This window comes from Nitrosarchaeum sp. (assembly GCF_025699065.1).
In the GTDB taxonomy this organism is placed as follows: Archaea; Thermoproteota; Nitrososphaeria; order Nitrososphaerales; family Nitrosopumilaceae; genus Nitrosarchaeum.
In genome coordinates this window covers 226,332-239,725 of record NZ_JAILWF010000002.1, presented here as the reverse complement: position 1 = coordinate 239,725, position 13,394 = coordinate 226,332, and the positions used below count along the sequence as shown (strand labels likewise).

Sequence of the window (13,394 nt, the reverse complement as noted above, 5' to 3'; positions counted from 1 at the left end):
TTTGTCAAAAATAACATCCATTAACGGACGTATTATTTACAATAGTCGTGGAAGTAAAACTATCGAAGTTGACATCATATCAGAAAATAAATTTCTAGGCAGAGTTTGTGCACCTTCAGGAGCAAGTGTTGGAAAGTATGAAGCAGTAAGTTTCCCAAATGAAAAACCTGAAGAAAGCCTTAGAATGTTAAATAAGAATGCTCAAAAATTTATTGGTTTAGAATCGTCAGATTTGAAGACCGTACATGATACACTAAGAAGTATAGATCAATCTTCAAATTATGCAAAAATTGGAGGTGCCCTTGCATTTGCAGTAAGTATTGCTTCAATGGAATCAGCGTCAAAAGCAAATGACACTTCTTTGTTTCAAACATTATCTTCAGAGTCATCTTTCAAATTTCCGTTTCCTTTAGGAAATATTTTAGGAGGAGGGGCACATGCAGGACCAGGAACTCCAGACATACAAGAAATTTTGATTTGTGCCATAGGAACAAAAACAATTAGAGATGCAATTGAAACTAATTTGGCAGTTCATAAGGAATTACGTCGTATTTTAGAAAAAGAAGATCCAAGTTTTACTAATGGACGAGGGGACGAAGGAGGATGGGCTCCAAAACTAAAAAATGAAAAAGCATTAGAACTTTCAGCAAAAGCTTGTGAGAATTTGGGATTTACATTAGGTAAAGAAGTGGCATTAGGAGTAGATTTTGCGTCATCTACCCAATGGAGTGAAGAAAAAGAGAAATATGTTTACGAAAGAGCAGGATTTGTAAATTCTTCAGAAGAACAAATTGAATTTGCAGCAAATATTATTAAAAAATACAAATTAATTTATGCAGAAGATGCAGTTCATGAAGAAGCTTTTGAAGATATGGCAGAATTAACTACTAAATTTCCAAAAACATTAGTAACAGGAGATGATCTAACGGTTACAAATAAAGACGTCCTAACAAAGGCAATCAACATGAAATCATGTAATGCTGCAATCCTAAAAGTCAATCAGGCAGGTAGTCTTTATGATGCATTTGAATTTGCCAAAGTAGCTAATCAAAATAACATAAAATTAATCACATCACATAGATCTGGAGAATCTACAGATTCACATATTGCTCATATAGGATTAGCAACAAAGTCAAAAATGCTCAAAGTTGGCATAGTAGGTGGAGAAAGGGTCGCAAAGCTAAATGAGCTCATACGCCTATCAGAGCATGATTTAATACGCGGTATGGCAGAGATTTAAAATCGCTATGAGTGAACAAGCAGAATCCACAGATATCAAAAAGAAGATCTTATCTACTGGAATCAGAGTAGGAACTCCAGTAAAGACGAAGTTCATGACTCCGTTTATCACAAAAGCCAGTCCTGAAGGACTTTACATGTTAGATATTGATATAACATTAGAAAAAATCAAAACAGCAGCTAAATTTATCAATCGTTTAGGAACAGATAAGCTAATTGTATGCTCAGCTAGACAGTATGCCAATACTCCAATTGAGAAATTTTGTGAAATGCTAGGTTCTAAAAAATTACTAGGGAGATTTATGCCTGGAACTCTTACAAACCCATCTTTACCATATTATATTGAACCAAAATTAGTTTTAATTTCTGATCCTCAAGTGGATGTACAAGCAATTACAGAAGCTACAAATGCTGGTATTCCAGTAATTGGAATTTCGAATACAGATAACATTACATCAAAACTTGATGTGATTATTCCTGCAAACAACAGAGGAAGAAAAGCTCTTGCCACAGTATATTGGTTATTGGTTCGTCAAATTCTCATCGAAAGAGGAGAATTAAAAGAAGATGAACCAATGAAATACGAAATCGATGATTTTGAGACAAAGATAACGGAAGAGGAAATAGAGTAATGCAAATTAGAACGCCGGCAGTAGCCGGAATGTTCTATCCAAATGAAAAAAAGGAATTAAAAAAAGTAATCAAAGAATGCTTTTTACATAATTTTGGTCCAGGTAAAATCCCACCATCAAATATCAAAAAAAAAATTTTTGGAGCGATTTGCCCACATGCAGGATATGTATATTCTGGTCCAATAGCATGTAACTCATTTTATGAAATATCTTCAGACATACCGGATCTATTCATCATCATAGGACCAAATCATTGGGGAATAGGAAGTAGTGTAGCAACAATGATAGATACCAAATGGGAAACGCCTCTAGGAGAAGTCGAAGTTGATTCTGAAATTGCAGAAGAGATTTCAAAATTAACAGATATAATTGAAATAGATAATTTTTCTCATTCAAGAGAACACAGTCTTGAAGTACAAATTCCAATGTTACAAGAGATTGCAACAAATTTCAAAATAGTTCCCATTGCTTTAATAAATCAGAGTAAAGAAATTGCAATTAAAGTGGGTATTGCCATGGCAAAAATAGCTCAGAAAAACAAAGTCATGATCATAGGTTCTTCAGATTTTACACATTACGAGTCTAACGAGTTTGCACATGAACAAGATTCAGCATTAATTGAGCCTATTTTAGAGTTAGATGTAGACAGATTTTATGATATTTTACATAAAAAAGACATTAGTGCGTGTGGATATGGTGCCATCGCATCAACAATGATTGCATGTAAAGAAATCGGTGCAACAAAAGGAGAGTTATTAAAATATGCCACAAGTGGAGATATTTCAGGAGATAAGAGTTCTGTTGTTGGATATGGGTCGATCATTTTCACTTGATTTCTAAAGCTTCTGCACCTGGAAAGGTCATTCTTTTTGGAGAACATTTTGTTGTATATGGAATAAAAGCAATTCTTTGTGCTATTGATAAAAGAGTTACAGTCACAGCTGAAAGAATTCCTGAAAACAAAATCATAATTAAATCAAACATCGGAGAACTAGAAGTTTCACTCAATAAATCAATGAATGAGATAAGTTCACCATTAAAACCATTTGTATATTTAGCAAATAAAATGATTAAAAAATATAATCAATCAGAGGGAATTAAAATTTATGTAAAATCAGAAATTCCATCAGGAGTAGGATTAGGATCCTCATCTGCATGTTGTGTAGCAGGTGCAGCTGCAATATCTAAATTATTTGAAAAAACTAGTAAAGAAAAAATTTTAGAGTTAGCTATAGAGGCAGAAAGAACAATTTTTCAAAATACATCTGGAGCAGATTGTACAGTTTGTACGTTTGGTGGACTGATGGAATACGATAAAGAGAAAGGATTCTCTCAAATTAAATCTGAATCAAACTTTCATCTCGTTATTGCAAATTCTAACATTGAGCATTCAACAGAAATAGTTGTATCAAATGTTAAGCAATTCAAAGAAAAAAATGAAGAAAAATTTTCCATCATGTGTCAAAAAGAATTAGAATTAGTAAATCGGGTTAGAATCATGTTAAAAAATAATGATTTACAAGGACTGGGTAGATGTATGAAAGATAATCAAGAATTTTTAGAAACAATAGGCATATCTAATGAAAAATTACGAAAAATGATAAAAATAGCAGAGAATTCGTCGTTTGGGGCAAAAATTACAGGTGCAGGAGGAGGTGGATGTATTATTGCTTTATCCGATGTGTCAAACTTAGAAAAAATTATTTCAGAATTAAAGATGAATGACTATGAATGTTTTTCTGTAAAAATTGATTTTAAAGGATTGGATACTTTTTAATGGACTAGGTATTTGATGACTGCATGATTCTCATAAAACTAGGAGGTTCGATTATCACAAATAAAGAAAAACCACTCAGTCCTAGAAAAAAAGTTGTAGAAAACATTGCTAAAAATTTGAAGAAAATTGATGAGCCAATCATTATTGTTCATGGGGGAGGATCATTTGGGCATTATTGGTCTGTAAAATATGATATGCATACTAAACCAAATAGGTATGACATGCATGGAGTATCTGTAGTTAAAAATTCAATGATTGATCTTAACAAAATAATATTAAATGCATTTGTAAAAAATAAGCTAAATCCATATTCCCTTCCTCCAACGGATTTTATGTCAGGAAATATCCCGATGATAAAAAAAGTAAAAGAAATAACAGAAATTGCAATATCAGGATTAATACCGATCACGTATGGAGATGTACTTTGGTATGGAAATAAGAAAACATACATTTTATCAGGAGATAAAATAATGACTCATTTAGCAAAAATTTTGAAACCAAGATTAGTAATTTTTGCTTTAAACGAAGACGGATTATACTCGGATCTAAAAACTAAAAAATTAATTTATGAGTTAAAAGGAGAAAATCCTAAAATTTCTGAAAACAAAATGGATGTAACAGGAGGAATGACTAGAAAAGTAGATGAAGCATCTAACATTGCAAAAAGTGGAATGAATGTTTTTTTTGTAAATGGTAACAAACCAGAGAGAATAGTGAAAGCGGTTAAAAACAACAAGTATGAAGGAACATTGTTCAGAGGTAAAAAAAATGTCTGATGAATATGTAATTTTGGTTGATGAAAACGATAATCCTATAGGTTCAGAAGAAAAGGTAAGATGTCATTTACCAAATGGAAAACTTCACAGAGCATTTACAGCTTTGTTATTTGATAAAAATGGAAGATTGGTTCTAACAAGAAGAGCAAAAGAAAAAATGCTATGGCCAGAAGATTGGGATGGAACAGTAGCTAGTCATCCAAGAGAAGGTGAGACATACACATCATCAGCTGAGCGAAGAATGCCTGAAGAAGTTGGCATTTCTTGTAAGATGGACTATTTAATGAAGTTTGAATATCATGTACCTTACAAAAATATAGGTTCTGAAAACGAAATTTGTGGTACTCTAATTGGGATTGTTGATGAATCAACTAAATTTAAAATGATAGAAGGAGAAATAGATGAGATAAGATGGATTTCAGCATCTGAATTTCTTTCTGAAATTAAAAACAATCCAAAAATTTATTGTCCATGGATGTTAATTGCATTGATATTTCTAGACAGATCTGAAAATAAAATGTTAGAAAAATATAAAGATGTTTTATCATCTTGGATTAATTCAGATTTGCAAACAGAATTGAAAAAAGCAATACAAAATCATCTTCCAGATGATAAATGGAGATTAATAAGATGAAAAAAACAAGCACGATTGAAAAAAATGCAAAAATTGTCAATAGATATCTAAATTCCAAGATAAAAGGAGATCCTAAAATGCTATATGATGCAGCATCACATCTTATCATCCATGGAGGAAAAAGACTCAGACCTCATATGGTAATGAAGAGCTGTCAAATATTAGGAGGTAGTACAGTAATTGCCATGCCTGCTGCTAGTGCAGTAGAAATGATACATAACTTTACTTTAGTTCATGATGACATTATGGATAATGATGAAATGCGTCATGGAGTACCTACAGTGCATAAAAAATTTGGAATGCCAATTGCAATACTAGCTGGAGATGTGTTATTTTCTAAGGCATATCAAATTATTTCAAATGCAAAATTATCCAATGATGCAATAGTTCAATTAGTTTCCAGATTGGCAAAGGCATGTGTAGATGTATGTGAAGGTCAATTATTAGATGTAAAAATGGCTGAAGAAAAAAGGATCCCTACACAAAATGAGTATATCACAATGATTGGTAAAAAAACCGCTGCATTATTTGATGTATCTTGTTCGATGGGTGCAATTTGCGCAACAGGTAATCAAAAAGATATTTCAAATTTATCAAATTTTGGTAAGAATTTAGGAATTGCTTTTCAAATTACAGATGATCTTATTGGTGTAATGGGAGATTCAAAGATTACAAAAAAACCTGTTGGCAATGATCTTAGAGAAGGTAAAAAATCTCTTCCAATTCTAATGGCAATAAAATTAGCAAAAGGTGAAGATAGAAAAGTGATTCTAAAAGCATTCGGAAATACAAAAGCAAGTAAAAATGAGCTTGAAAAAGCTGTAGATGTTATTCGATCACTTGGAATAGAGGAGGAGGTAAGAAAGCAGGCTTTACATTATGCAGAAATGGCAAAAAAATCGCTTTCAAATTATTCAGGTACCGCTAAAACAGAATTAATAGATCTTTTGGATTTTGTAGTAAAAAGAAGCGTGTAGATTTAATCTATTTTAGCAAGATTATTTACTCATTGAAAACTCAAAATTTTTCATTTGGAAAATATTTTTGTAAAATAATATTCAAATATTCCTTGTCTGGTGGAAATAATGGCTTCTCATTTTTAAGATTATTTAAAATTCTTAATAAAATGTCAGTATCGCCATAGTGATTTTGAATCATTATAATTAATGATTTCATAACATCATTAGACATTATGTGATATAATTCATTCCTACAAAAAAATGATATGATGTAAATTATGTAAAAATGAATACAAAATTATTCTTTTAACTTACTCTCAATGAATTCATCTGAACCATACCAACAAAATCGGAAATAATCAAGACACCATTCATGAAACATAGGATCATCACTATAAAACATCTCAGTAAGATCTGATTCACCATCATTTTTAGGAAATAAAACACATGCCTCTTTTTCATTTAGAACTATTACAGTCTGAACATTTTTTGCCATTTTTCGTTCTATCAATCCTTTTTCAATAAGATTGTTGAATCCTAATTTTTTCAATAAATCCTTTCTTCCTTTAGGAACTACTGTGGATTCAGAGAATATATACTGAAATTTAATTCCTTTTTTAATTTGTTTAACTAGAGGCTCGATAAGATCCAGAGGAGCTTCAGATAAAATTTCATAAATATACTCCCTAGAATTTTTATAAATTGTCTTCCACTGTTCCAAAACTTTTGATATACCTTTAACATGTTGACTTACTGCAAGCTGCCCACATCGAATTTTAAATTTATAAGGAATGTCAATAAATGTATGTTCTTCAAAATATTTTCTATTTTGAGAAAAGAATACTATTGTTGGAACTTGTGTGCAAACTGTTTCTCCAAATGTAGTAGTGCTGTATTTTCCATTATTTTTTTTCTCAATAAGACCACTTTCCTCTAATCTAATAAAATTTCTATGAACTTCTTGTTTGGTTGATTCTAATTCCTTTGCAATTTCCGTAGGAGTGGAATCTTTACTTAATAATTTAAATAAAATATTAAGCCTTTGAGGACTAGCAAGATCTAAAACATAGTTTGCAGTTTTATCAATTAGATCAGCCATCAATTAACCATCTTTATCGCTGGTTAAAAATAATTGCAGATATCTTGTGGTTATTTTAATAATTTTGGAGGTTTTTCTATTTTAAAAAGATCATTTTTATTTAGATATCAAATTTTTAATTAAAATTGAATAATCATCATATGTTGCATTACATAAAAAATTTGGTGAGGAGGTTATGCTCCTGCAACCAAGTAAGCGCCTATTCCAATACCCATCATGATTCCAAGACCCATGCAAATAAGATCGAATTTTACGACTTTTTTGAATGGGGCATGTACCATTTTATTCCAGGTATTATTTTCCTGAATAAGTTTTGTTGTCATGATCATAGTATACCTTAGCAGATTATAGAGTAGAGTAAATCATAGATCATACTAGTAAGCTTGCTAGCTGACTAAGTATAATGTAGTTTAAAGAGGTTGAAAAATTAATGAGAATAGAATCGTGTAGAAAATGTGGTGAAACACTAGAAGTGAATAAAAAATGTAGTGTTTGTAAGAAGGAAAATGAATTTTTTTGTCATAAATGTGGATTTATCACCGTTGAGCAAATTCATTTACAATGTATGTTAATTGATTCCAGGTGTAAATTATTAGAAATTCCAATACAAAAAATGAAATAACATTGAATTTTAGAATAAACCAAGATTTTTTTGTACGTGAAAATATTGAGAATCTACCTAAAATCAGACAGAGTATAAAAAAGGCAATACAAACAGCAAGACATAGGTAGACACTTTGGACGAAGAGGCAAAAAAAGAAATTCGAAAAATAGCTTTACAAAATGCATTTGAACATGAAGGAAAAACTCAGGATAAAATTGTATTAGCAAAGATCCTAGGAACAAAACCAGAGTTTAGAACAAGAGTAAAAGAAATATCTGAAGAGATTAAGACAATTGTTTCTGAAATTAATCAATTATCATTTGAAGAGCAAAAAAAAATAATTGAAGAAAATTTTCCAGATATTTTAATCCCAAAGGAAAAAACTGAAGAAAGAGAAGGGCTTCCTCCACTAAAAAATGCAGAGAATGGAAAAGTAATTACTCGATTTCCACCAGAACCTAACGGATATCCACACATAGGACATGCTAAAGCAGCTATCATTAATGCAGAATATGCAAAAATGTATGGTGGAAAATTCATTTTAAGAATGGATGATACTAATCCAGAAGCTGAAAGAATGGAATATCATGCTGCAATTAAAGTTGGGTTAGACTGGTTAGGAATAAAATTTGATGTGATAAAAAATACTTCAGACGATATGGAAATATTTTATGAAAAAGGTATAGAACTAATTAATTCTGGAAAGGCTTACGTTTGTACTTGTAAAAGAGAGGATATTAGTGAAAATAGACGGGAGCGTATAGCTTGTAAATGTAGTAGAGAAGACATTAAACAAAGTAATAAAGGCTGGGAGAAAATGTTTGGCAAATTTAAGCCTGGAGATGCAATTGTAAGATTTCGAGGAGATATGAAAGCAGATAATGCAGTAATGAGAGATCCTGTATTGTTTAGAATAATAGAAGAAAAACATTACACACTTGGAAACAAATATCGAGTTTGGCCAAGTTATGATTTTGCTGTTGCAATAGAGGATAGTATTGATGGTGTAACCCATGCATTTCGTTCAAAGGAATTTGAATTAAGAAAAGAGTTGATAGATGCTATTTTAGATGCACTAAATATGCGAAAACCATATCAGGATTTCTTTTCTAGACTTGAATTCAAAGGAATGCCAATATCAAAAAGAATTCTTAAACCATTGATTGAAGAAGGTAAAGTATCATGGTATGATGATCCAAGATTACCTACTTTAGAGTCACTTAGAAGAAGAGGGATTAAACCAGAAGCAATAAAAAAATTCATCTTATCATTAGGATTAACTAAAGCAAATACATTAGCACCATTTGATGCTCTTGAGTCATTTAATAGAAAATTTGTTGATGCGGATAGTATTAGATTATTTATGGTAAGCAAACCAAAAAAACTTACAATTAAAAAATTACCATTTTCATTTGTAGAAATTGCCAATCATCCAATAAAGAATATGGGTAAAAGAAAAATCAACATTGATGAGAATTTCTACATTTCAGGAGAAGATGTTGAAAATATGAAAGGTACTCAAATCAGATTGTTAGGATTAGGCAACATCAAAATATCAAAAAATAATGGAGAGTTATTAGGAGAATTTACGGAAGGTGAATCTAATTCAGACATACAAAAAATACAATGGATTCCACAGAAAGATGCCCACATGATCAAAATTCTCATTCCAAAACAATTGTTTATTGATGAAAAATTTAATGAAGATAGTTTAGAAGAATTAGAGGTTTATACAGAACCCCATTATTTAGAATTAAAAGATGGTGAAGAAATACAATTTGTTAGATTTGGATATTGTAGAAAAGATTCACAAAATCAGGCAATTTTTACACACAAATAAGTGAAAAAATTATGAAGATAGCAAGATTAGTTCATGAAAATAATGAAACATATGGTTTTGTAAAAGGAGACAGAGTTGCAACAAAGGATGAAATAACTTATCAAACAGGGGTTCCAATTCCACAAAATATCAAGGATTTTCTTTTTGATGGATGGTTTGATGAAATCAAAGATAAAATTGATACTTTACCATACGAAGAAAACATTTCAAAATTTAAATTATTAAGTCCAATTCCAAATCCAAATAAAATAATATGTTTGGCTTTTAATTATATAGATCATGCAAAAGAACAGAATTTATCGCCACCTGATGAACCTGCCATAGTCCTAAAACCTAGAACTGCTTTAAACGGTACAGGTTCTGACATAGTTTGCCCAGACTTTGTTACGCAGTTAGATTACGAAGTTGAATTAGCTTTGATTATAGGCAAAAATTGTAAAAACATCAATGAAAAGCAAGCTGTAGATGCAATATTTGGATATATGATACTAAACGATGTATCTGCACGCGATATTCAGTTTAAAGACAAGCAATTCACTAGAGGGAAAAGTTTTGATACATTTGCACCATCTGGACCATGGATAACAACAGCAGATGAAATCAAAGATCCACAGAACTTAAAATTAACAACCAAAATTAATGGGGAGATACGACAGAATTCATCTACAAGTAACATGTTCATAAAAATACCAGAGATAGTTTCCGGACTAAGTAAGGTTATGACTCTAGAAAAAGGGGACATCATTTCAACTGGAACTCCAGCAGGAGTAATGCTAAACAAACCTAATGCAGAATTTCTTAAAAATGGGGATAAAGTAGAGATGGAAATTGAGAATTTAGGTATTTTAAAAAATACGATCAGATTTGTAAATGAGAATTAGACCAAAGATTTTTTCATTAGATTAAATGTAATTTTGTGTTCTAATGTGTTTATTGTAGATAATTTGGTTCTAGTTAAAATTTGTATTTTTTGATATTTGTTTTCCGCTCCATAGTTTTGTATGTATAAAATTAGATCTAATGTATTTGATAGTGAACCGGAAATTAAAGTTACAATCAAAATTTTATCAAAATGCTCAGAATCAGTTAGAACTGCAATAGAAATTGGACCGGATTTATCTGAAAAAATTATTTTATTTTGTTTGTAAAAATACAATATAGTTTTTTTATCTAAAGGCAACCATCTCCAAGATTTTACATAATGAGGAATTTTTGATTGATCAAAAATATTGCCAAATTGAATTTCATGACTATTATTAATCTGAGGAATAAGTGAATAAAAATTCCAGGTTTGAAATATATCATAACCGAGATTTTTTGCCATTGAAAGAGATTTGTGATTTTTAACATCTATTAACATAAAAGAAAATGGAATTTGTTTTTCTTTAGCAATTAATTCTACATGTTGAACTAATTTTTTAGCGAAACCTTGTCTACGAAAATCTGGATTGATTCTGATTCCTTCAACCCATACTTGATTTTTAGAGAAAAATGCATGAGTTATACCAATTGGATGTTCTTTCTCTACAATGAATAAATTATCTTCAGACAACCAAGAATTCCAGACATCTTGAATATAATCACCCCATGAAAAAGTATTATGACAAAAGTTCAGTATTACAGATTTATCGGAATCAACTGCATTTCTTATCACAATTGTACACATATACGAAAAAATATTAAGAATGATTGATTAAAAACGGTAATGGGTAAAATTATAGCCGGAAAAACAGCAGATGTTCCTCCTGGAAAAATGATCAAAGTGTCAATTGACGGTAAAGAAATAATGGTTGCAAATATTGACGGTACATATTGTGCTATGGATGATTCATGTACTCATTCTGGTTCAAGTCTCTCAGAGGGAAAATTAGATGGCTGTAATGTAATTTGTGGATGGCATGGAGCCCAATTTGATTGTAAAACTGGCAAATTAGTTAAATTCCCAGCTAAAATTAGAGATGTAGCATCATATAACGTATCAATAGAGTCAGATAACATATTTCTAGAGATGTGACTATATACCTCAAATTAACAATAAATGGTGTAAAAAATGGCAGATGAAAAACAAAACAAAGAATCAATGAAAGAAGCAATTGAAACATTAAATCAAATTGCTACAAGTCATTCAACACCAAAGACAATTAAAAAATCAATTACAGATTTGATAGCGGAGTTAAATAACGAAGAATATTCATTGTCAGTAAGAGCAAACAATACAATAAGTTTACTTGATGATGTTACACAAGATCCAAACATGCCCTCATATGTAAGAACACAGTTATGGCAAGCAGTTTCAAAACTTGAAAGCATAAGAGAATAATTCAAGTATAGTTTTAATCATAATATTGAAAATAGAAGAATATCTAAAATCATTACCAGAAAGCATAGTTAGTGGAGAAGAAGTTCAATTACCAGAGAAATCGTTTAGAGATATTTTTAATTTTTTAAAATTAGAAAAAAATGATATTTTTTATCATCTTGGATGTGGAGATGGAACTGGAATCGCCATAGCATTGAAAGAATATCAAGTGAGAAAAGCTGTAGGTATTGATAACAATCCAGACAAAATTAAACTAGCAAAAAATATTCTAGATAAAAATAAGATGCAAGGTAAATTAATTTGTGACGACATACAAAATGTAAACATTTCTGATGCTACCGCAATTTTGTTTTGGTTTACAAATGAAGATATCATCAATAATATGATGAATAAATTTAAAGATCTAAAAGAAGGGACAAGAATAATTACAATTTGGGGGCCATTGCCAGATTGCCTTCCTGAAAAAGTAAAATTTCCATACATAATTAATTTAGTTCCTTTTAAAAAAGCAAATAGCCTACAAGAACAAGTACTAGCAGTTTTTGGAGTAAAATGTATAGATTTTGTAACAGCATGGGAATTTGCTGAGAGATATACAAAGGCTATCAGTATCCCAGAAATTGAAAATGATAGATTTTTGACAATTATTCAAACTCTAGTAATTTGGATTAATGCAAAGAATTTAGGAGTATCGTGTGGAGAGAAAATCCCGGAATCCATTAAAACGTACATAGACATAATGAAAACTCATTTCAATATTGATTTTGAACATCTTTTAAAATAATTTGTGTAATCCTTTTATTTTATGTAAATCATATAGAATCATGATAGATAGAATTAACATTAATGTATCTGCAATAGATTATGATAAAACAAGTAAGGCAATAACAAACCAGCTTTCACTTTTGGAAGAAATGGTTCACAGTCAAGATGATTTTGTTATGACAGATTCTGAATTTGCTTTTGGATGGCACTTTTTTGTTGTTAGTGTAAATAAAACATTAGTAGAAAAATTAGCTGATCAGATGGGAGTTGATTTTGATAAATTCAAAGGAAAGGGTTTAGAAAAAAAATTTCTATCTTGGCTTACAAGTAATTTAGAAGGTAAAATACCCAGATTTAAGCTGGCAATAAAAGAAGAAATGGAATCAAGTAAATATGGCATTTTTTAAAAAGTAATTTACCAAAAAATAAAAATATCACAATTATAAAAACTGCAAAAATGGCAGAAGGTAAAGGTTGCAATACTTGCAATTCAGAACATGATGGAAATTTTTACAGATTTTGTAAATGCTCATGTCATGACAGAATTGCACGAGGAATTGTAGGTTAAAATCATAAAAAAATTTGTAGGCCCTCGAGGGGAATCGAACCCCTGTCCGGGGATCCACAGTCCCCTATACTAGCCACTGTACTACGAGGGCCACAAGAATAAAAAATTGCTTATCCCGTAATAATCTTTGATTTATCTCATTGAAAATTAGCCTGTAGATTTATTATCAACTAACAGAATT

17 protein-coding genes and 1 tRNA gene are annotated in these 13,394 nt (G+C 30.6%); 13 read left to right on the top strand and 5 right to left on the bottom strand.

Going from position 1 to position 13,394, the window contains the following annotated elements:
* Position 1 precedes the first annotated feature (1 nt).
* Genes K5782_RS03635 through K5782_RS03605 form a run of 7 tightly spaced genes read left to right on the top strand, consistent with a single transcriptional unit; the run spans position 2 to position 6,035 of the window.
* Positions 2–1,240 (top strand): enolase, encoded by a 1,239-nt coding sequence (locus K5782_RS03635; RefSeq protein ID WP_297464057.1) that lies wholly within the window; start codon positions 2–4, stop codon positions 1,238–1,240.
* Between the two features lie 7 nt (positions 1,241–1,247).
* Positions 1,248–1,871 carry a 30S ribosomal protein S2 gene (gene rpsB, locus K5782_RS03630; protein ID WP_297464056.1) on the top strand — a complete coding sequence of 208 codons (624 nt, stop codon included), beginning with the start codon at positions 1,248–1,250 and terminating at the stop codon, positions 1,869–1,871.
* Positions 1,871–2,704, top strand: coding sequence for an MEMO1 family protein (locus K5782_RS03625; RefSeq protein ID WP_297464055.1), 834 nt, complete (start codon positions 1,871–1,873; stop codon positions 2,702–2,704). Before rpsB ends, K5782_RS03625 begins: the two co-directional genes overlap by 1 nt.
* Positions 2,701–3,648, top strand: coding sequence for a mevalonate kinase (gene mvk / locus K5782_RS03620; RefSeq protein ID WP_297464054.1), 948 nt, complete (start codon positions 2,701–2,703; stop codon positions 3,646–3,648). Before K5782_RS03625 ends, mvk begins: the two co-directional genes overlap by 4 nt.
* 23 nt (positions 3,649–3,671) lie before the next feature.
* The gene (locus K5782_RS03615; RefSeq protein WP_297464053.1) at positions 3,672–4,424 is read left to right on the top strand and encodes an isopentenyl phosphate kinase; all 753 of its coding nucleotides are present in this window, start codon (positions 3,672–3,674) and stop codon (positions 4,422–4,424) included.
* A complete protein-coding gene (idi, locus tag K5782_RS03610; protein WP_297464052.1) occupies positions 4,417–5,058 on the top strand; it encodes an isopentenyl-diphosphate Delta-isomerase in 642 nt (213 codons plus the stop codon). Before K5782_RS03615 ends, idi begins: the two co-directional genes overlap by 8 nt.
* Positions 5,055–6,035, top strand: a complete 981-nt coding sequence (locus K5782_RS03605; protein WP_297464050.1) for a polyprenyl synthetase family protein — start codon at positions 5,055–5,057, stop codon at positions 6,033–6,035. Before idi ends, K5782_RS03605 begins: the two co-directional genes overlap by 4 nt.
* 40 nt (positions 6,036–6,075) lie before the next feature.
* On the opposite strand, the gene K5782_RS03600 is transcribed toward K5782_RS03605, so the two are convergent.
* The 3 genes from K5782_RS03600 to K5782_RS03590 all read right to left on the bottom strand — a co-directional run bounded on the left by K5782_RS03600 (position 6,076) and on the right by K5782_RS03590 (position 7,439).
* Positions 6,076–6,249 (bottom strand): hypothetical protein, encoded by a 174-nt coding sequence (locus K5782_RS03600; RefSeq protein WP_297464049.1) that lies wholly within the window; start codon positions 6,247–6,249, stop codon positions 6,076–6,078.
* Between the two features lie 66 nt (positions 6,250–6,315).
* Positions 6,316–7,116, bottom strand: coding sequence for an ArsR family transcriptional regulator (locus tag K5782_RS03595; protein ID WP_007549680.1), 801 nt, complete (start codon positions 7,114–7,116; stop codon positions 6,316–6,318).
* A 173-nt stretch (positions 7,117–7,289) separates the two neighbouring features.
* Complete coding sequence (locus K5782_RS03590; RefSeq protein ID WP_297464047.1) at positions 7,290–7,439, bottom strand: hypothetical protein; 150 nt, start codon at positions 7,437–7,439, stop codon at positions 7,290–7,292.
* Positions 7,440–7,853: 414 nt separating this feature from the next.
* On the opposite strand from K5782_RS03590, the gene K5782_RS03585 reads away from it, so the two are divergent.
* Together K5782_RS03585 and K5782_RS03580 are read left to right on the top strand one after the other, a co-directional pair.
* The gene (locus K5782_RS03585) at positions 7,854–9,560 is read left to right on the top strand and encodes a glutamate--tRNA ligase (RefSeq protein WP_297464046.1); all 1,707 of its coding nucleotides are present in this window, start codon (positions 7,854–7,856) and stop codon (positions 9,558–9,560) included.
* Between the two features lie 11 nt (positions 9,561–9,571).
* Complete coding sequence (locus K5782_RS03580) at positions 9,572–10,441, top strand: fumarylacetoacetate hydrolase family protein (protein ID WP_297464045.1); 870 nt, start codon at positions 9,572–9,574, stop codon at positions 10,439–10,441.
* Here K5782_RS03580 and K5782_RS03575 read toward each other — a convergent pair.
* Positions 10,438–11,214: a GNAT family N-acetyltransferase gene (locus K5782_RS03575; RefSeq protein WP_297464044.1), complete on the bottom strand. Its 777-nt coding sequence runs from the start codon at positions 11,212–11,214 to the stop codon at positions 10,438–10,440. The two genes, K5782_RS03580 and K5782_RS03575, sit on opposite strands and share 4 nt — an antisense overlap.
* 51 nt (positions 11,215–11,265) lie before the next feature.
* Here K5782_RS03575 and K5782_RS03570 point away from each other — a divergent pair, with 51 nt between their 5' ends.
* From K5782_RS03570 to K5782_RS03555, 4 genes are read left to right on the top strand one after another with little or no spacing between them, the layout of a single operon-like run.
* Positions 11,266–11,574: a non-heme iron oxygenase ferredoxin subunit gene (locus tag K5782_RS03570; protein WP_297464043.1), complete on the top strand. Its 309-nt coding sequence runs from the start codon at positions 11,266–11,268 to the stop codon at positions 11,572–11,574.
* 36 nt (positions 11,575–11,610) lie between these two features.
* The gene (locus tag K5782_RS03565; protein WP_007549671.1) at positions 11,611–11,880 is read left to right on the top strand and encodes a UPF0147 family protein; all 270 of its coding nucleotides are present in this window, start codon (positions 11,611–11,613) and stop codon (positions 11,878–11,880) included.
* A 25-nt stretch (positions 11,881–11,905) separates the two neighbouring features.
* A complete protein-coding gene (locus tag K5782_RS03560) occupies positions 11,906–12,664 on the top strand; it encodes a class I SAM-dependent methyltransferase (RefSeq protein WP_297464042.1) in 759 nt (252 codons plus the stop codon).
* A 40-nt stretch (positions 12,665–12,704) separates the two neighbouring features.
* The gene (locus tag K5782_RS03555; RefSeq protein WP_179365819.1) at positions 12,705–13,052 is read left to right on the top strand and encodes a hypothetical protein; all 348 of its coding nucleotides are present in this window, start codon (positions 12,705–12,707) and stop codon (positions 13,050–13,052) included.
* A gap of 180 nt (positions 13,053–13,232) precedes the next feature.
* On the opposite strand, the gene K5782_RS03550 is transcribed toward K5782_RS03555, so the two are convergent.
* Positions 13,233–13,304 (bottom strand) — tRNA-His (locus K5782_RS03550).
* Between the last annotated feature and the right edge of the window lie 90 nt (positions 13,305–13,394).